Consider the following 19,032-nt stretch of genomic DNA (forward strand, 5'->3'; position numbering starts at 1 on the left):
CTTTTCAAACTTTTAAGTTGCCTTTTAATTTGCTGTATTCTCAGTTGTGAATACATTACATATATAGCAAAAGACAAAAGTAAGTAAAGTCGGAAAAGACGGCTGAAGAGCGACTTTACGCATTCTTTTTATTTCATATGAAATGATACTTTTAAAGTTTGAATCTTCATGGTGAGCGAATCAAAAAACAGACTAAAAACAAGGAAATGTTGATGTTTGCTAATTCTGTATCTCTAAACACTAAGTTGTTGTTGAAAGTATGAGCGATAGATATTGCAGCTAGGGATGGCCTGATATCCGTTGATGGTAATAAGACCAAGGCTTTCTAAACGATACATAGCAACAGCATCTAGTTCCACACCTGTTGTGGAAGAGACCACCTGTTTGAAAGAAATAGCTAACTCTGGCTCTTTTTTTAGGAGCGCTAGATAATTCCGCAGATGAGTCCCATAAATACCGGATGGCATGGATACTGTTTTGAGTAATGTATCGATCGATAGGGACTCCGTAGCCAGATAATATAGAAAGATATTTACCAGATAAGGATGTCCGCCGACCAAATCTACAAGGATTTTTCCTAATGTGTCATTGCTTTTTGCCACACCATAGCGGGCTGCTAATTCCGCCACCTGGGTAGCAGTGAATTTAGGTAATTTGATGGCTTGACCAATGTTCAAGGGTGATTGATGGATTTTTAATGGAGCATAGATTTCGGTAGCATGTGCAATGACAATACGGAGGTTACGCCAAAGAAAGTTCCATCGAGCTTTTTCATGCCAGGAACGCAGCAGCGGAAAAAAATCTTGGGCGATCTTAGGATGTTCAATCAGTCGTTCAGCTGCATCAATAATCAATATCGTAGGCGTTTTCCTATTTTCCAGCAGATATTCCTGGTAATAGAGTTCACTGCTGACCTTGTGCCCCATGGAGGCATCCCAAAAATCAAGGAGTTTTGGCGCTAACTTTAATGATTGGCTGCTGCGTACACAAAACCATTTTAGAAACGTGTCAATATTGCTAAAGACATCTTGATCCACGGTTTGTAAATCGAGATGGACCGTTTGATAATTGTTTTGATGGGCAATTTCAATCAATCGAAACATCAGGGAGGTTTTCCCCATCTTTTGAGGTGCCTTGATCCGCACAAAACCTCCGGGGCGCTGAATTTCTGAGTATGCTAATTCTTCGCCTGGAGAACGCTGGATATAGAACGGAGAATCAGGCGGTAGGGGGCCAGATAGGTACGGTCGTCGTGCTGATAGTGCCTCTGTATGTAAAGGCACAAAAGTCTTGGTTAGATTCGACGATGATGGGAGCGGTTGTAGGTGTGATGATGAGAGCGGTTGTAGGTGTTCTTGTAACACGAAGAGTAAACTCTTCTTAGTGACGCGCTGTCCAAGAGCTTGAGAGATGGCTCGCCACAGCTTGTAGCCTGTGTCTTTGAGGTGAGCATCTCCGTAGCCTGAATGCTTGGCCATTTGATCATAGGTTTGTTTGTTCCAGGTTTGTCCTAGAACGATCCGCTCTGCTGGAGTTAGCTTCCGTTTAAGAAATCGCTCTTCAATGGCCAGAAGAACTTCATCAGAATTCATAGGCGATTACAGGAACTAGAGATTCTACAGGAAATCACCTAAACATTCTCACATAAATATTAAACTCAGGTAAGTTATTAGAGGTCTTCCGACTTTTCCGACTTTTCTTACCTTTGTTTGTTTATATTTTGAAATATACTACATCTATATGTCTATTTGTCTAGTAATCTTTGCAGAGGATGCGATAGATGATTCCTTGCAAAGAAATCATCGCCTATCTATATTTTTGAATTTTCTCTAAATTTATTGGATAAAAGAGATTTGTTTTATAGTAATCTTCCAATACTCCTGAGGGATTACTATCGGAGTACTGACCATGATCGCACGTTCCCTAACGTCACTGGAACGGTATCTTTTACATCAATTGTGAAGCGGAATACCTTTTTTGCTCGATGATTGTTTTCTGGATCTAAAAACATCAGTATCACGTCCCAGCAGTCGCTATTAATGCGGCAGAAAGAGCTTTTTTCAACCTCAATGCTATCAAGTTGCATCCCTAGGGCAATCGCTTCAGCAAAAGTAGATGCAGCTTGGAAGGCATTAGTGGCGGCAAAGTTAAGGGCGCGCTCCCGAGCAAGTTGTCCCAAATTTCCCAATTCAAAGTAGATGCGCTGCAAAAAACTGTCTAATGAACGCTGCATGGCGACATCGGTAGCTGTGGGGATGCGATCGCGAACCATTGTAAAGGCCGAACGGACTAATTCATTGACTTGCCAACCATACATTCCCCGCGAATTTTCAATTTCGACCACAGGCAAAACCTGTCCCGAAAACAGGTCTACCGTTTTATGTTGCAAGCGCCCAGGTATGCTCACCCGCTCAATATAATCTTCGCTGTTTTCCGCTTCCAACTGCCCCGCTAGCATTTGGATTAGAGTCTCGTAAATATCATTAGCAAACGCATTCTTAGGCTCAACCACATAGATGGGATTTAAGTCTAAGTTCAGTGTCCAGATGAGCGATTTTGCTGCCGTTGGGTTCTGATCCAGATAGTTCACCATCTGACGAGCATCATAGGGATTGGCCGGCACGATCGTGCCATCACTGGCAACAGCTGGCATCTTTTGCTTGAAGGTGTCGCGTCGCGCTTCAGTGCCAAAGTCATAGCCGATGGTTCCCAAGGCATACACTTTGTTGGAGACTGCACTGGGTGTCACAGTCGCTGAAGAAAGGGTAGTCGCTGGCGGGGCGACTGGAGCAGAGGTGGCAGCAGGGAGAACAGTGGGGAGAGAAACGGGTTGTGAGACCGGAGCTGTCGCCGTTAGGATTGGTGTTGGTTCAGGGCTAGGTGCTGCTTTGAGGGGTGCAACTGGGGCGTGGATCGGTGCCGGTTCAACCAGGCCGAGGGCCAGAAGATTGGCCGTGGGCCGCGTTATAGTTGACGGCATGGCCGTAGCCGGTTGCACCCCAGGTAACGATTGTCCAGTCAGGCAGTGATAAGCACCCGCAAGATTTAACCGACCCGCCAAACAGCGCTCGGGTTCTTCAACCGTTTCAGGATCGCAAGGCAGGGCGCTATTCAGCCAAGCCAACCGCACAGCTTCTGCATTCGGTTGCTCACCGCGTTGCAGTTGCAAACTCATTAATAACGCAGAGAGACCGGTCATCAGGGGGGCGGATAAACTGGTACCTTCTTGACGAGCAGGTTCATTAGTGCCTGGTTGAGCGGCTACAATGTTTTCGCCCGGAGCGAGAATGCCTTGATGCTGATACTGTCCGCCCCAATTGCTATAGCTGGCAGGTTGCCCATCATCTTTCATCATGCCGACGGACAGAACATTGGGAAGCACGGCAGGAACACAAAAGCATTCCCCCTTGTCGTTGCCTGCCGGAGCCACAATTAGGATATTGTTTTCCTGGCATTGCTGGACGGCTTTCTGAATCATTTCGTGGGCAAATCCGGTTTGGGTAGGGTGGCAAGCCGCACAATGAATGATATGTACCCCCAGGTCCCGTGCCAGGTTAAAGGCATGGGCCAGACTCAGGGGGGATAGGGCTTCACCGGTTGTTGCCGTCTCAAACAGGGGAATGTTGATTGCTGTGCAGTGGGGGGCTATCCCTTCGACTGGAGAGCCCGGTTGCCCAAACATTGTGCCAAAAATACCTGTGGCGTGGAAAACCCCATTCAAACGTATTTTCACTGATTCAGGAATCGCTTCTACCAGCTCTTTTATTTCTGCTTCTAAGGCGTCAATGGCAGCGGTATGGTCAATGTTTTGGAGGGTTTTGGGCGATGGCGATGATAGTTGCTTGGCATCCCTTAACTGACGATAGTGCTCCCGCAAAGGGGCATCCATGTCTTCTAGCAAAGCATGAAAAATGGTTTTCAGTGGGCCAGTCGTGCACCCTAACTCAGAGGGTGTCACCTGAGCATTTAATTGCGATCGCGGCTCATCGTTGCCATCGGTTGGAGTCGAAGGGATAATCTCTGCATCCTGCTTTTCGCATTCCTTCATGGACTTTTTCAGCGCTTTTCGTTGCTCCGTCAGTGCTCTGATTTTGAGTTCCTGCTGAATATAGACCGGATCAATGGGCTCCAGCTCTTCTTGCCAATAGGGGTTGACTCGGCTCAAATTGGCACCTTTGAAACAGGTGCGATCAAGATCGGCAGGCCCGTCCAAAACCGCGATTTTGATGCGAGAATCTCCAAGGGTCAGCGATTGGAGGGCAGCAAATCCAGGAATAGCAGCAAAGTCAGGCATGGTAGCTTCAGGTTAAATGAGAGGTGAATGGCGTTATCAGACAGGTGAAACGTTTAGGGCAGCTCGTGATTATGTCGCTTTAATGAACCGAGACTAAACTCTCCGACAGATGCTTCTTCAATCTCATCCAGGGCGGCCACTTTACAAAATTGCTCTGAGTTCCCTGATCCGATCGCACAGGGGGCTAATTGCATCGCTGTGGCCACCAAATAAAAGGTCTGATATAGCACGCCAATATGTTTCAAAATTAAGCCGTAACCAAAACTGGGGTATTTCCAGAACAAGCGACCAAATCGGGCTGTAATGATTAACAGAACCTGGGGAATATCTTGTTGTCCCGTTGCCTTCCAGGCATCGTAAAGCAAATTTTCTACGGGAGATTGTCCATCAACAAGTAGGTGTAATGTGTGGGCGAGGGGTTGGTAATGATAGAGCCCTGCCGCCAACCCCTCACACTCATTGATGACGGGATAAATTTCTAATTCATATAAGGCTCCGCCACAAGGGTAGGGGCGCTGAGTGAATTCTTTAATATTGAGCCAATCTTCTTCCAGGGTAGAGAGTTCTTTCACCCTGGCACAGCGATATAAGAACTCTCCCAATTGATCAATCGAAATGGGCTGATCGTCATATTCTCGAAGGGACTGACGCGCCTCGATCGCCTGGGTTAGTGACATATCGTTGGCTGTCACATGGGCCAGATCAGGTTTGACTAATGAAATCACCTGATCGCCCATGGGGGGTTTGAGGGTGGGATAGCGATCGCGATCTTCAAAGAAAGGCAATTCCGCTTGGTGTGGGTCGTCTAATCGTTGCAATCGAGTTTGACGATGAAACAATAGGCTATGAAATTCCCAGTGGGTCAACGCCTTAGGTTCAGGTTCAACAATTGCCATGCCAGTGGCGATTAATAACTGTATAAAGCGTTGGGCAGTATCTAGATCAATCAGTGTCTCTGTAATCTCCTCTAAGGTCAGAGATTTATTAGGGGTAGCCAACTTTGCCACCATCGCAGCAGCTCGATAATCCCACAGAACAATCTTGGCTTTGGATAAGGGAGACTCTAGAACGAATTGCTGGTTGTCCTGATGCAAAAAAGCAAAGCGAGAAAGCGTTGGTAGTTGCCATGGCCCATCTGCACTGCCATCTGCACTACCATCTTCGAACTGGTAATTATCCGTAATTGGAATAGCCGTTACCAGGGGAAGAACAGAATGGCAGATCCAGCCCAGGCGAATCAGTTTTTGTAATTCAGGCTCAAAGGTGAGACCCGCTTCAGGCCCATCCAGTTCTACCACCTTAGCCACCAACTGGGTGAGGGTGAGTGCTGAATATTTTAGGTGCTCTAAGGCGGCCTTTAAACCCGGTTGAGGATGATCCAATGTCAGGGTCTGTTGGGGCGATCGCAAGGCAATCTGCTCGGCTTCCACCTCAAGGGTAATATCGGATCTAAAGGAGAGAGTGAAAAGATCAGCCATCTTAAAACACCATGGGCATGGGATTCATCTGCTCTTCTGCCAGCGATGCCGACAGCCAACCTAGTTTTACCGGCACATCGTATAGGCGTCCGGCCCCAAAGCGTGACCAGAAGTGGCGCAGTCCCGGCACAATAACTTTAACCACAGGTAAGCCAATGTCAGGGCGAGTCTGGTTCAACACCAACATCTCTAGTCCTGCTCGTCTGACGACTTCAACACACTGCAAGACATCTTGATGAATGTCATCACTCCACTCCTGCTGATAGTCAGTGTATTGTTTGAACGGGACTTGGGGGGCAGGAGCCAGATAGGGCTGGTTGGCGATTGTTGCCTGGGTGAACCAATAGTTCAGGGCCGAATCTGCTTCGGTGGGAGGATGCTTTTCTGGCAGGTGGCCTCCCATCTGGTTCACCTCTGTGACCGCGCGTGAGATGGCAATTTTAGGGTCGAAGTGCGCGCCATAGCCAGCAACAATGTATTCTTGATCGTCACCGGTATACCGAGAAACCGCAGCAAAGGCTGGAATGTTTAAGTCTGTTGTTAAGTCTAAGACCCACAGTTCTCGCTGGTGAGTTTTGTACCAGGCTTGCAAATCTAGTAAATAGGGGTCGTTGAAACTGGCTAAATCTACCCCCGGACGCGGTAAGCGGTTGTACCACCAGAGAGCCACGCTATCCCGTTCCGCCAATTCTAAAAAGCCCTGAAGAATGGCATCCTCTAATGTTCCACCGGCTGCATTGCCGTTGGAGTCTGCCGAACAGAAGCGCTGCCCTTTGGGTAATTTGTAGTTGTAATAACAAAATGCGGTGGGGAGATATTTATGGGTTTGTTCGGTGAGTGACCAAACAGGCGTCCAATCAATGGTTTGAGTGTTATCAAAGGGTTGAGCAATCCAATCATGCTCGACCCGTGCTGCCTGATTCAACTGCTCTCGATTTTGATATTGTCGCTCACTAAATAGCAAACATTGGTAGGGATGAATGGCGGCCCCGTCCAACTCCATAAAGGTGGCGCTCACTTTGGGTTCATCGCCCTGATAGATGCCCGAATAGCGTTCAATCGCTTCACAGAATCCACTGGCTTTTGACTGGTGATCGGTTTTGCCTTTGCCACCACTTTTGTGCCGCAGCGATTGCCGCAGTTGATTCAGGCTAGCCGCCGACCCAAAGGCATGCACAGCACTGTAAGTATGCACAAAAGAATTATCCGGGGCGGACGAGCGCACCAGACTGCTGACCACGCCGGTAATCGGGCTAATCAAATGCTCATGACGGCTGACAATTTGTTCTGGGGTAAAAGCCCGATGTCCCCCATCTTGGGTGAACAACTTTTTGCGACTTTCGAGGGCAAGCGGCTGATTAACTTGTTGACTGATGCAGTCAGCATCGCCACAAGCAGGACATTGCGGACGATGGGGTGATTGATGGGTCTTTAATGTCAGGGTGGCCTGATCCAGTGTGATCACTTTTCCGGCTAACGTCTGGATCGGTGAGTCTGTGATGCTCTGCTGCACTAGCCACTTTGCGATCTCAGTTGTCGTCAGCCCAATGGCTGTCTGCACCATCGCCGGAAACTCAGCAAATGCTACGGGTAAACACGCCTGATGATCGCTTGCGTTCCCGCGCTGACCCAGCTTCCCTTTTTGCCGTAACACCGACGATTCCACCTCGCGATTGCCCCACAAGCGCTGCGCTAAGCAGGCCCAACACCCCGTTTGACCGGGATGAAAGATGGGGCCGAACCAAAGCATATTCCCCATGGGCTTGATCAACAGCCAGGGTTGCTGAGTGCTCAAGGCGTTTTGATTAATCTGTCTGAGCTCAGGCTGAAGATAATCATCCGTCAGCACAACCCATAAAGAATTCTTGGCTTCTGTTTTCCTAGCTGCCCCCGCTCCTAGGCAGTCCTTTAACTGTCGTTGTTGCACTGGAATGCCAATCGCCTGGAGAGCATCGAGCAACGGCTGAGGATTCGTTGCTCCAATCGCCGTCACCGTTACCTGGCTCTGCGGTAAGTACTCTGCCACCTGCTGAGGTTCCACACCCAACCCGCTCCAAAATGCCGCCATCTCTGGGGTTAGTTCATGGGCCGCATCCGTTAGAAAGCCTCTGTCTTGCAAGCGATCGAGCACGTAATGTATATGCTCAGGTGGCACTTGACCATCCAGTTTTTGAATCAGCTCTTCACGGGTGTGCTGTCCATTCAACAGGGGCAAAATTTGGCAGTAAAGCCCTCCCGTGAGTGCTTGGGTGGAATATTCACTCAACAGATAAACGTGTTTGGGCTCAATGATTTCTAGACGGAAATGGGGCTTGATTTGGGGGTTTTTCATGCTTCATTCAGATAGACTGAGGTGCTTGCGGCAAGAAGAAGAGTTTCCAAGGGCACTCATCGCCAGATCCGGCCCCGCAGGAAAGGGGGATCTGCCTCTGTCTTTGCTTTCTGTTGTTTTGCCATTTCTCTATACCAGTAGCCATAATCTTCCAATCCGGTGGATCGGGTTAATCGCTCCTGGGGTTCGAGCTGTAGTTTTAGGGGAACGTCTACTTCTTCATAGGTGATTTCACCCATCAGATCTCCGGGTACTCGGTAGGTTGTTTTGTCGGAAATCTTGGCTCCAGAACCCTCATTCAATGGCCAGTAGCGGATCAATCCCAGTTCTTGACCGGTGAGGCGGTAGGACATATTGGCTTTGATTTCTGCTTGCGATCGCACCAATCGCCAGACCCGAACCTCGGTTAAATAGCCCTGGAATTTCGCATCAGCCAGGTTGGGATGGCCCCCCAGGTAGGTGCTGCCACCTGATGCGATCGCGCCACTCGCCAGCTGATTATCATTTCGTTCACCACTGAAATAGAGCTTTGTCCCATCAGGCTGGGAACCGCTGCAAACCACCGCAACGTGATACCAATTGCCCGCCGTCAGGCCAGCATTTTTGGAGGCCAGGGGCTCAACATTGGCATTAGCTCGAAACTTAAGGTCGCCCCCTTCCAGATAAAGCATAGCTTCCCCATCTGCCAGAATCACTTGCTGTCCAGTGATGGTACTGGGGCAAACCCAAGCTTCCAGAGTGAATTGTCCCTGGGGCGACAGGGCACCGCTACCAACGGCAATTCCCTGATGATTTTGCCCCAGCTTTAAGACAGGCTGACAACTTTCGATAATAGAGAGTGGTGCAGGAGAAGTTGTGATTGGAGTAACTGGAGTAGGTGATATAGGAGTCGGTTTCTCTGGGCTGGGGGCCACAGGGGCGATCGACAGGCCAGCGTTAGACATCCAAATGGCCCCCTTCATGGTGCCGTCGTAGGCATTGCCAACTTTGTTGAGAATTGTGTTGCCTGCACCTCGCTGCATTGGGTAGTAGCTGACTAATCCAGCTTCAGTTCCCGTGAGTGCAGAGTTCATAGACTGCCGAATTTCGGCTTGGGAACGGGCGTAATTCCAAAACTGAACTTCCGCCAACATGCCTTGATAGTGATAAGAGCCAGCCGCATAGCTGCCAAATTGGGCTCTTATGGCATTGGGGATTGGGAGTGTCTTGCCTGATCCACTGTGCCACAATGCACCATTCAAATAGATTTTCATCTCGCCCGTTGCACAGTTTTTAGTAAACGCCCAATGGGACCATTTGCCTTTAAACTCAGCTGGACTACTCTGCTTATTTATTCGGTCATAGGTGCTATTAACACAGCCACAATCAAAATATATAGATCCATTCCCCCAAGGTAAATGGATGTTTAGAAGGCGAGTTCCCGCCGCATCAAATGCAGCAAATAGTGAATTATTATTGGGTAAGGCATCTCCGCCGAAAGCCCAAAAGCTACAGGTGATTTCCTTACCAGAAGGAATGCTTGCCGGTGGCAATTCAACATAATCATCTATCCCATCAAACTGTAAAACCCATCTCAAAGTAGACGTTGTTGTATCAGGTTGTGTTGTCATGGCTGGTGGACTCGTGGTCTCTGGTGGACTTGTGGTGTCTGGTGGATTCGTGGTCTCTGGTGGATTCGTGGTCTCTGGCTGACGAATTGTCTCCGGTTGAGTTGTTGTGGCATCTAGCTGATGAGGGGTTCCAGCTGCGATTGGTAAGCCAGACGAAGTTGTCCAAGTGGCACCATAAATGTTGCCTTGCTTGGCATCCGTTGTCTTATCATTTGTGGTGTTGCCAACCCCTTCACTGATTGGGAAATAGGCGACTAACCCCGGTTCATTACCGGTCAGGCGGCAGGTTCCATCTGCCTGAATCTCAGCTTGAGTTCTAGCTCGATTCCAGATGCGAATCTCACTCAATTCCCCCTTAAATAGACATCCGCGATTACGATTGCGACCAAAAATATAGTCTTTAAAGCTAATGGTTAAGGCTTTCTTCCGTTGGTTAGCAATCTCACCATTAACGTAGGTAACCAAGGTCGAGCCATCATAGGTCACAGCTAAGTGCAGCCATTCTTCACTCACCTGTGTGAACAAAAGCTGAGTATTGCTGTGGAGAAACCGATAAGAGCCATTCAAGATATCTAGTTGGAAAGACCCCTTTGGCGTCGCTCCATCCCAACTATTGAACAAGGAAGAGTAGTTTCTCTGGGAGATAGTTGCAGCCTTAGCCCACAGTTCGATGGAAAAGGTTGATGTTTCCCAGGGGGCAATCGCAACGGCTACATAATCATCCTGGCCATCAAACTGTAATACTTGGGGAGACTCTGATGTTGGGGTGTTGATTGTTTCCAGCACCCACTCATTACCAACGCCCGTACTCCAGCTGGTCACGCCTTGGATCGAATCAGGGCGATGCAGGTAATCCCCTTTCCACGACTTCAGCTTGATTTTGTTGTTATCGATCGCTTCAACCGTCCACTCGTTACCAACGCCTGTATGCCAGGTCGTCACCCCTTGAGCCGAATCAGGGCGATGCAGGTAATCTCCTTTCCACGACTTCAGCTTGATTTTGTTGTTATCGATCGCTTCAACGATCCATTCGTTCCCAACGCCCGTACTCCAGCTGGTAACGCCTTGAGCCGAGTCAGGGCGATGCAGGTAATCCCCTTTCCACGACTTCAGCTTGATTGTGCTATTGTTAGGCAGCGTTACTGTCGCGATCTGTGCAGAACTTTCAGCAGCTTCAGTGGGATTGAGGATAGGTAAGGCTGACTCGCTCCAGCTCGCTCCACTAATGGCTCCATGGCTTGCATTTGTAGTGTGGTCATTAGTAGTAGTACCAGTCCCTTCAGCCATGGGCCAATAACCTATTAAACCCGCTTCTGTACCGGTGAGACGACGACCCATTGCTCCCTGAATCTCAGCTTGGGTGCGGGCGACCTCCCACAAGCGCACATCGGCAATGCTGCCGTGAAAGGCGTAAGTCTCATTATCATCCCGGTACATCCCAAGTCGCAAATTGTTATCGGGGACGTAATCAATGCTGGAATCAGCCAGGGTTTGAAGCGCTTTTTCCACACCATCCACATACACGCGCAAGCACTTGCCATCATACGTTGCAGCGATGTGATGCCATTCTTTCAAGGGCACAGTACCGGCACCACTACTCAGGTATTCCATCTGGTGACGAGGAACTTTTACACCAAAGTAGACGCCGCTATTACCATCTAGCAATAGCCCGTACCCACTTTCCGTAGACCCCGTATCAAAAATCTTAGAGATTAGGCCGGCCCATTGTCGTTGGCTTTCGATCCAGACCCAAAGTTCTAGCGTCAAATGTTTCTGGACTTTAAAGTGTGGTTGTACCCCTAAATCAACACAATCACCCTGGCCATTAAAGGAAAGAACCGATAAAAGAGCAGGAGAGTTCGAGGCTGGGGTGTTATCTGGTTGCTGGGATGAATTTACTTGAGCCATAGCGCTAAATCTCTATACTGATGAACCGCTGCTTGAGTAATAAGATAGCCACAAGGCGATCATCCTCCACTGAGGGAAAACAACGATTCGGGACTCAATTACTTTTATGACTTAAAAAGTAGAGGAGGGTATCTATCTTCTATGGCCCCAACTAGAGCCTTTGAGTTGTTGATAAGTACGGTGTTGAAAAGCGGGTGGATCGTTATAGTTAGCGCCATGCAGCAAGTCTATCCGAATGGAGACCAGTTCCTCAATGCTGCCGTGAACAACATCCACGGTTTCGTGGGGTTGGATTAGGTCAGGACGCTTGACTGGTGATGATTGTTTGGGAAGTCTCATGGATTTAGTGTCCTTTGACTAAATTGAGATAAATCAATAATGAGAAATTAGGAAAAAAGGAGGATATGAGTTGCTCTCTTTGTACTTTTCCTAATCTTTTCAAACAGAATATGTTACTAGAAGCAGACCCTATTCAACGCCATCTCCGGCATAGGAGCAAGTGCCCAAATTCGCGTTATTAAAGCCACCCCCAGCTGCCCCAAAGAAACCAAGGGCATTGCAAATAACGATCCTGAAACAGAGAAGACCGGCACTACTAGACGGTACGATGTTTCCTTCGTTATAAGTGCATAAGGTCTCTTCAGACAATTCTGCCAGTTCTGGAGGCAGTTGACCGGTAGTGATGCGACTAATTGGGTGAGCCTGGTTGGGCATCAGGTTTTTCTTATCCATGGGTGTCTTATTCTATATTCAGGATTCGTTTGAGTCTTGAATGGCATTTGAAGAAGCTTGACGTAAAAAGGTAAAAGCTAAATGCTATTTCTAACTTCTACCTTTTCACGTCTGCCTCATGATGTTATTAGGCTCTATTCAGCATCATCTCCGTCATGAGAACAAAAACAGAACTCGGCTCTATTAAAACCACCAATGCCGAAACCAAAAACACCACCAGCAGCACAGGCGATAGAAGCACTACCGGCATTAGACGGTGCAATATCTCCTCCGTCATGGCTACATAGGGTTTCTTCAGCTAGTTCCGCCAATTCTGGAGGCAGTTGCCCTGACGTCAACCGACTGATCGGATGGGCTTGGTTAGGCATCAGATTCTTCTTGTCCATGGGAATTTCTCCTAATATTTTGCTTGATTCTAGACCCGTCTTTGAAGCAGTAAATAAACTGAACCGTTAAAAGTCAGCTATTCATTTTCTGTTTCCTTTTGCCTGCTTCGAACGGTGGGTCAGGCCGCTTCTTTGAGTAAAAGAAGACTGTTGGTATGCAAACTTTTTTTGCGAAAAGCTGTGGATTAACCCACGCTGCCAAGCATCTCTTAAAATGCTAAGCAAAAATGAGAAAATGGCAGTAGAAACTACTCGGTGTCATCTCCCTCATAAGAGCAAAGGCCAGCACAAAACTTAGCATCATTAAAACCACCAATACCGAAACCAAAAACACCACCAGCAGCACAGCTGATATTAGAGAAACAGGAACCAGATGGTGTGATCGCTTCGTCGTGGCTGCACAAGGTCTCTTCGGCTAGTTCTGCTAGTTCTGGAGGCAATTGCCCTGTAGTCATCCGATTGATCGGGCTGGCCTGGTTAGGCATCAAGTTCTTCTTGTCCATAAGACATTTCTCCTATCATGAGTTCATTTGAGTTTCGACCCGTCTTTGAAGCAGTAAATAGACTTAATCGTTCAAAGTCTCGACTGTCAGTCTACTGTGGCCTTTACCTACTTCAATCGGTGGGTCAGGCCGCTTCTTTGGGTGAAAGAAGACTGTTTAATAGGGTGACGACCAGGTTCTAACTTCGCCCAGTGTCACAGGAATCAAATCACTCACATCGATTGTGAAGCGGAAGATCTTCTTAGCGCGGAGGCTATTTTCAGGATCAAAGAATTTCAACTTCACATCCCAACAATCGCTATCCTGTCGACAGAAGGGACTTTTCTCCACATTGATGCTGTCCAATTCCATCCCGGTGGCCACCGCTTCAGCAAACGCAGAGGCGGCTTGAAACGCATTAGTCGCCGCAAAGTTAATGGCCCGATCCTGGGATGTGGTGCCCAGGTTACGCAGATCGTAGTAAATCCGGTTGAGGAAGCTGCCCAGGGTACGCCGCATCGCCTCTTCACTGGCACCTTCAGCCGTTGTTTGCACCGTTTCCATGGCCGCACTGACGAGGGTGTTAACTTTCCAGCCATAGATTCCCCGTGGGCTTTGGGGCACAATCAGCGGCACCACCTGGCCCGAAAATAGCTTAACGGTACGCCCCGTTAAAATACCAGGGATGCTGACCCGTTCCACATAGGATTCGCTGCTTTCAGACTGTACCTGTCCTGCCAGTAATTCCTGCAAAGCAGCATAAACATCACGACCGTAGGCCCCTTCAGGTTCGATCGCATAGACCGGTGTTAATTCAATATTCAACGTCCAGATCAGCGATCGCGCCTCCGACGGGCTCGCACCTAAGTAATCCACCATTTGCCGAGCATCGTGGGGATTCGCAGGAACCGTCACGTCTCCCGTAGTATAGGCGGGCATCAGTTGCTTAAATGAATCGCGTCTGGCTTCAGAGCCAAAGTCGTATCCGAGGGTGCCAAGGGCATAAACAAGTTGGCTATCGACCAAATCGCTCGGCGCTTGGCTGGCAGTCACAAAGTTAGACATGGAGGATTTGCGATTAGATGATTGATGAGTGGATATTTGATCAAGCGATGGCTGGGCCACCGCAACAGCGGGAATTGACGGAGTAACTGAGGTGCCAACGGGCGGAGCACTGCCCGCTGGCACCAGGTCGCGCGGTACCTCAGGGTGAGCATTTTCTCCCACTTCAGACTGAGCCCTAACCGCCATCTGTTCGTCCGGTGTACCTGATGAGCTAATCTCTTCCATTTCACCTTCTCCAGAGCTGTCTATATCTGCCCCACTACCACAGCCACAGCCAGCTGCCACAATGGTTTCGGATGGTTCTGACATTATTCCTCCTGTAAACAATTCAAATAAGCCTGCAGTGTTTAACATTCCTGCCAAACATTGATGTCCCTGTTCTGGATCGGCATGACAGGGCAATGCCGTTTGCAAAATAGCCGTCCGCACCTTTTGAGGATCAGGCGTTTCTCCTCGCTCCATCTGTAAACTGAGCAACAGCGCGGCCACACCAGCTACGATCGGTGTGGCAAAACTCGTGCCGCTCAGCTGAACGGTACCCCCGTCAGGTCTGGCTCCCAAGATATTTTCCCCAGAAGCCAAAATGCCTTGTTTCTGATAGATTTCTCCCCAGTTGCTAAACGCCATCGGTTGACCTTCGCCATCCATGGCCCCTACCGCTAAGACAGCGGGTAAGGCAGCAGGAACATGCAAACAATCGCAGCCATCATTTCCGACGGCGGCAACAATTAAGACATTGTTGTCTTGACAAAGCTGCACCGCACGCTCTAACCAACCTTCCGCTTCTCCTTCATCCGTTAGTTGTCCTCCACTGATATTAATGATGTGTGCGCCAGCGTTGACCGCCTGTTCAATTGCCCGAGCCAAATCAAGCTGGGACGGGGATCGTCCGCCATCAGAAAAGACTGGAATAATTAGCCCTTTACAGCGAGGAGAAATTCCAACTACCGGACTTCCTGGCTGACCAAAAAGTACGCTAGTAACATGCGTACCGTGAAGTGACATTCGGCCATTGGAGACTACTTCATCACTCACGAGAGAAGGAAGCAACGTCAAGTTTGCCCCTTGAAAGCAAGGATGATTCAAGTCAACTTGACCATCTAAAATAGCAATACAGACTTCTGATGAGCCGAGTATTTTTTGCGGCATTACTGAAGAGCTGAAGAGTATTCAGCCTTTGGATGACAATTTATAGCGTTTCTCTATCTGATGAGAGATAGGTTTAAAGCGTAAAGGCCTGACAGCTAATGGGTTCGATGCACCTTGCGTGAGTGAAAGTCGTTATAATACAAATGCTAGAGAATCACTCACATCGTTATCTTAGCCTCAGATATTAGCGAAGTAAAGTCGGATTGTTTGGTAATTTAATCTTAAGCTAAAGGGAAAACAACACAGTGATAATGAATAGTTCGGAATTGACGGAAGTGTCGCTCATAAGTTAGCTCCAACTCAGACGATCGGCAAACTAAAGTCAGCTTGTTTGGTAAATTCACCTTAAATGAGATCATCCTGATCTCATCTCTAACAGAATAATTAATAGCATGAATTATGGATGATGCTACAAGTTTAGTCCACATCAAATGACTGCATCCTTCAATGTTTGAATGCTTTATGGCATTGGGCTACCACACTGATTAGAATCTTTACCAGAAAGTCTCCCATTGATGATAAATTCTTTACCCATTAACGCTTGATTCCATTTCACAATCTTATCAGCCTATAAGTAGTAAATCTTGAAAATCGCCTGAGTTTCAATTTATAGCCGACAATTCCGACTTATTTATTTTTCTTTATATTTAATCTGACTCAAACAGGCTAAATGATCGAATAATCAGGCTTTACGCTGACTGCCTTCTTAGCCTTCAATAATGTGCAGACACCTTTCCTGTGAACATGGTTTTGATGTGATACATCATGGTTTCATTCAGGGAACGCCGATGATAATGGCTGTCTTCTATACTCCCATCAGCTCGAAGATAGACCCCGCAAAGCCAATCGTTGGCCGTCAAGCCAGGTCATAGCCCACTTTGAAGGTCAATGCTGATTACTCTCCCTGAGACACAGACACAATAAACAACGTACATGAAAGAGGATGTGTGTTTTTTCTTTTGAAATGTCGATTTTTTCCACAACCTTAAACCCATAGTCGTTTAAATCGTATTCCAGCTCCATTGCTGAAAACAAACGAAACTCAAAATAATTTTCTCTCTCTGTATCTTCTAAACTCGAAATAGCCTAGATGCGTTTACCAATTAATCGTTGTTCAAGGTCGACAAAATCAAATGTTGCTTTAGATATTCCGGCATATTTGCCCGATGGAATATCATATGTAACATGGGTCTTGAAATTGCCTACACACAAAAAAGCATTGTAAACTCCAAGAATCAATAAAGTTCCTTCGCGGGCATGTTTGGCAAATGTTTTAAAAGCTTTTTAGATCCTTCCCAATGAAAAATTCCTGCGATTACATCAATTAAAATCCTGAGCATGGTCAGCGTATGTTTGAGCTTGCCTATGGGTAAGTCAGCCTGTGTCTGTTGTATCCCACACATACGACCATAGCGATGCAAGTTCAAACCTCACCAATATCCACTTGCGATCGCTATATCAAGTTATCGAGAAAGATTAGTTCAATGGATATTCTCTGAGAAATAAATAAGAACCTTCAATGTCAGGGGTAAGAACGCGGTCAACATCTAAAAACGGAACTACTTGTCGATAATCATTGAAGAAAGATCGAGTTGTTCCCGATAATCTCAAATCTGGGTAGGCTTGCTGTCTCAAGTCAATCGCTTGAGCCACATGCATCATTTCAATTCCCAGAATGTAATAGTGGTTGTCAATCATTTGGTGAAAGCGCCGAACCACGCGAGGGGCATTCGTTGATGTATCCTCAATGTTCCCTGCGATTGATACCAAATCCATAGATACGGGAAGCGCCAACGATTGATTCTCTGCGGCCAAAGATGCGAAGACTTTTTGGATGGCACCATAGGCATGAAAGGTATGTTCAGTGCCTAAAAATCGACTGAGATAGGTAAAGTGCGGATCTGCCAGTTTAATGGTGCGCTGAGCCGAGGCATTGGACAAATGGCTGAGGGCGATTGCCGCCTCCTGAAACGAAATTACCCAGGGCAACGGCGAAAAGTTTCCCGTTGGAATCAAAGCGCCTGTCAGCCCGTCTTTATCCACATAATGGGACACTTCTTCAGGCCGATCCGAAGGGGCCACAACGTCTAGAACCACAGCAGGGTTATCATCTGAAGAATTGAGTTGAATCTGCACCTGGGTTGCCAACGCTGCTAGCGATCGCTCCACCGCACCCAGGGTATAGGCTCCCGTGCGGAAACTTAGGGGATCCTGGAGGGCTCGATTTTCGGATGGCTCCCATAAATAACTATCTGCTAACAGTGTGCGAATATCCATCGCCACTGAATTGACATAGGGGAAGGGGCGGATGACATGGGTATCTTGCAGAAACGGTTCAATATTGCCATCCAAGGCTTCCAAACTCAGGACAAACAAAAGCTTATTGACTTCCAGCAACTGCCTTAAGTCTTCAATCGCCAGTGCTCCAAGGGCGGCTGAATAGGCATTGGAACTAAGAATGGAAAGCGCATCTTTACCAAAGGGGACTAGCGGTTCTAGCCCAACGGCATCCAAGGCTTGACGTGCTGGGACTTTTTGACCTCGAAAATACACATCTCCCTCGCCTATCATGGCGAGCCCGATATGGGTAATTAAGGTAATATCAGCCTCACCAACGGACCCTCGCGAAGGCGTGACAGGGGTAATATCATTGTTCAAGAAGTCTCGGTAGAGTTCTGCAACTCTAGGCTGGACACCCGTTGAGCCGAAGAGAATAGAATTGAGCCGAGTGGCCATAATGGCTCGCACCACCTCCTCGGACATTTCAGGCCCTGCACCCGCGCTGTGGGCGTAGATCAATTTACGGTTAAATTCTCTAGAGAGCTGAATCACTTCTTCACTTAAGCCACCGCTAGCATCGACAAATGCCTGATCTTTATTCAGCCCTACTCCGGCAGTCAGTCCGTAAATCTGGTGTCCACTTTCAGCCGCCAATAAGAGGATGTCATGGGAACGCTGAACGCGCGCGAATATCTCATCACTAATGGTGACCCTAGCTCCATGTCTAGCAACCTGAACCACATCCGCTGTGGTTAAATCTTGACCTGTAAGAGAGATTGTTTGGCTGCTCTGACTGAGTAGTGCGATCGCTTGTGATGTTTCTGAATTCGTTAAAGCAGGTGTATTTTCTAGATAATTTTCCAGATTCTCATTAGCACGCACACTTACTGCTGTTGAATTAAGACATAGGATTGTTAATACAGATAGACTCAGAGATTGGACTTTGATTTTCATGGTTTACCTCTGGCAATCCTTATATCAGTAGTATTGACCCTGTTCACCTGATTTGAGCTGACGAATACCGTTTTTGAGGGGTTGCTTGCTTATACAGCAGTAGCATTGAATAATCAATAGCTAAAATCGTCTATAACTTCAGTGCCCAAATTTTCTCGCTCTGCTGGCCAGTGTCAATAAAACCAGCATAAAGGGAATGATGCAGATCCTAACAGATTGGAGATATATATTTTTACAAATCAATTGTTATGAGGAATGTCAATCCTTTTAAAATACAGCACTCAATGAGTCGAAAAAACAAATGTTTGACCGACCTTTCCGTCTTTACTTTTCCTAATTACCTTGACTACGATGGGGCCAGG

11 protein-coding genes are annotated in these 19,032 nt (G+C 47.6%); all 11 read right to left on the bottom strand.

What is annotated here, in order from left to right:
• Positions 1-233: 233 nt before the first annotated feature.
• The 11 genes from U2F10_RS27690 to U2F10_RS27740 all read right to left on the bottom strand — a co-directional run bounded on the left by U2F10_RS27690 (position 234) and on the right by U2F10_RS27740 (position 18,670).
• Entirely contained in the window at positions 234-1,592 is a 1,359-nt protein-coding gene (locus U2F10_RS27690) for an AAA-like domain-containing protein (protein WP_163697913.1), read from the bottom strand.
• Positions 1,593-1,891: 299 nt separating this feature from the next.
• Positions 1,892-4,294 carry a S8 family peptidase gene (locus U2F10_RS27695; protein ID WP_499873884.1) on the bottom strand — a complete coding sequence of 801 codons (2,403 nt, stop codon included), beginning with the start codon at positions 4,292-4,294 and terminating at the stop codon, positions 1,892-1,894.
• Between the two features lie 53 nt (positions 4,295-4,347).
• Entirely contained in the window at positions 4,348-5,772 is a 1,425-nt protein-coding gene (locus U2F10_RS27700) for a SagB family peptide dehydrogenase (protein ID WP_490794243.1), read from the bottom strand.
• A gap of 1 nt (position 5,773) precedes the next feature.
• Entirely contained in the window at positions 5,774-8,104 is a 2,331-nt protein-coding gene (locus tag U2F10_RS27705; protein ID WP_163697918.1) for a TOMM precursor leader peptide-binding protein, read from the bottom strand.
• A gap of 56 nt (positions 8,105-8,160) precedes the next feature.
• Positions 8,161-11,622, bottom strand: a complete 3,462-nt coding sequence (locus tag U2F10_RS27710; RefSeq protein WP_499873886.1) for a LamG-like jellyroll fold domain-containing protein — start codon at positions 11,620-11,622, stop codon at positions 8,161-8,163.
• Between the two features lie 132 nt (positions 11,623-11,754).
• A complete protein-coding gene (locus U2F10_RS27715; RefSeq protein WP_163697922.1) occupies positions 11,755-11,961 on the bottom strand; it encodes a cyanobactin biosynthesis system PatB/AcyB/McaB family protein in 207 nt (68 codons plus the stop codon).
• A 129-nt stretch (positions 11,962-12,090) separates the two neighbouring features.
• Positions 12,091-12,354, bottom strand: a complete 264-nt coding sequence (locus tag U2F10_RS27720; protein ID WP_490794239.1) for a DUF5837 family cyanobactin class RiPP — start codon at positions 12,352-12,354, stop codon at positions 12,091-12,093.
• A 134-nt stretch (positions 12,355-12,488) separates the two neighbouring features.
• Positions 12,489-12,740 carry a DUF5837 family cyanobactin class RiPP gene (locus tag U2F10_RS27725; protein ID WP_163697926.1) on the bottom strand — a complete coding sequence of 84 codons (252 nt, stop codon included), beginning with the start codon at positions 12,738-12,740 and terminating at the stop codon, positions 12,489-12,491.
• A gap of 248 nt (positions 12,741-12,988) precedes the next feature.
• Positions 12,989-13,243, bottom strand: coding sequence for a DUF5837 family cyanobactin class RiPP (locus U2F10_RS27730; RefSeq protein ID WP_163697929.1), 255 nt, complete (start codon positions 13,241-13,243; stop codon positions 12,989-12,991).
• A 156-nt stretch (positions 13,244-13,399) separates the two neighbouring features.
• Positions 13,400-15,436, bottom strand: a complete 2,037-nt coding sequence (locus U2F10_RS27735; RefSeq protein WP_499873888.1) for a S8 family peptidase — start codon at positions 15,434-15,436, stop codon at positions 13,400-13,402.
• 1,476 nt (positions 15,437-16,912) lie between these two features.
• Positions 16,913-18,670, bottom strand: a complete 1,758-nt coding sequence (locus U2F10_RS27740) for an HAL/PAL/TAL family ammonia-lyase (RefSeq protein WP_499873889.1) — start codon at positions 18,668-18,670, stop codon at positions 16,913-16,915.
• Positions 18,671-19,032: the final 362 nt, after the last annotated feature.

The organism is Leptothoe sp. EHU-05/26/07-4, assembly GCF_043421015.1.
In the GTDB taxonomy this organism is placed as follows: domain Bacteria; phylum Cyanobacteriota; class Cyanobacteriia; order Phormidesmidales; family Phormidesmidaceae; genus Leptothoe; species Leptothoe turfae.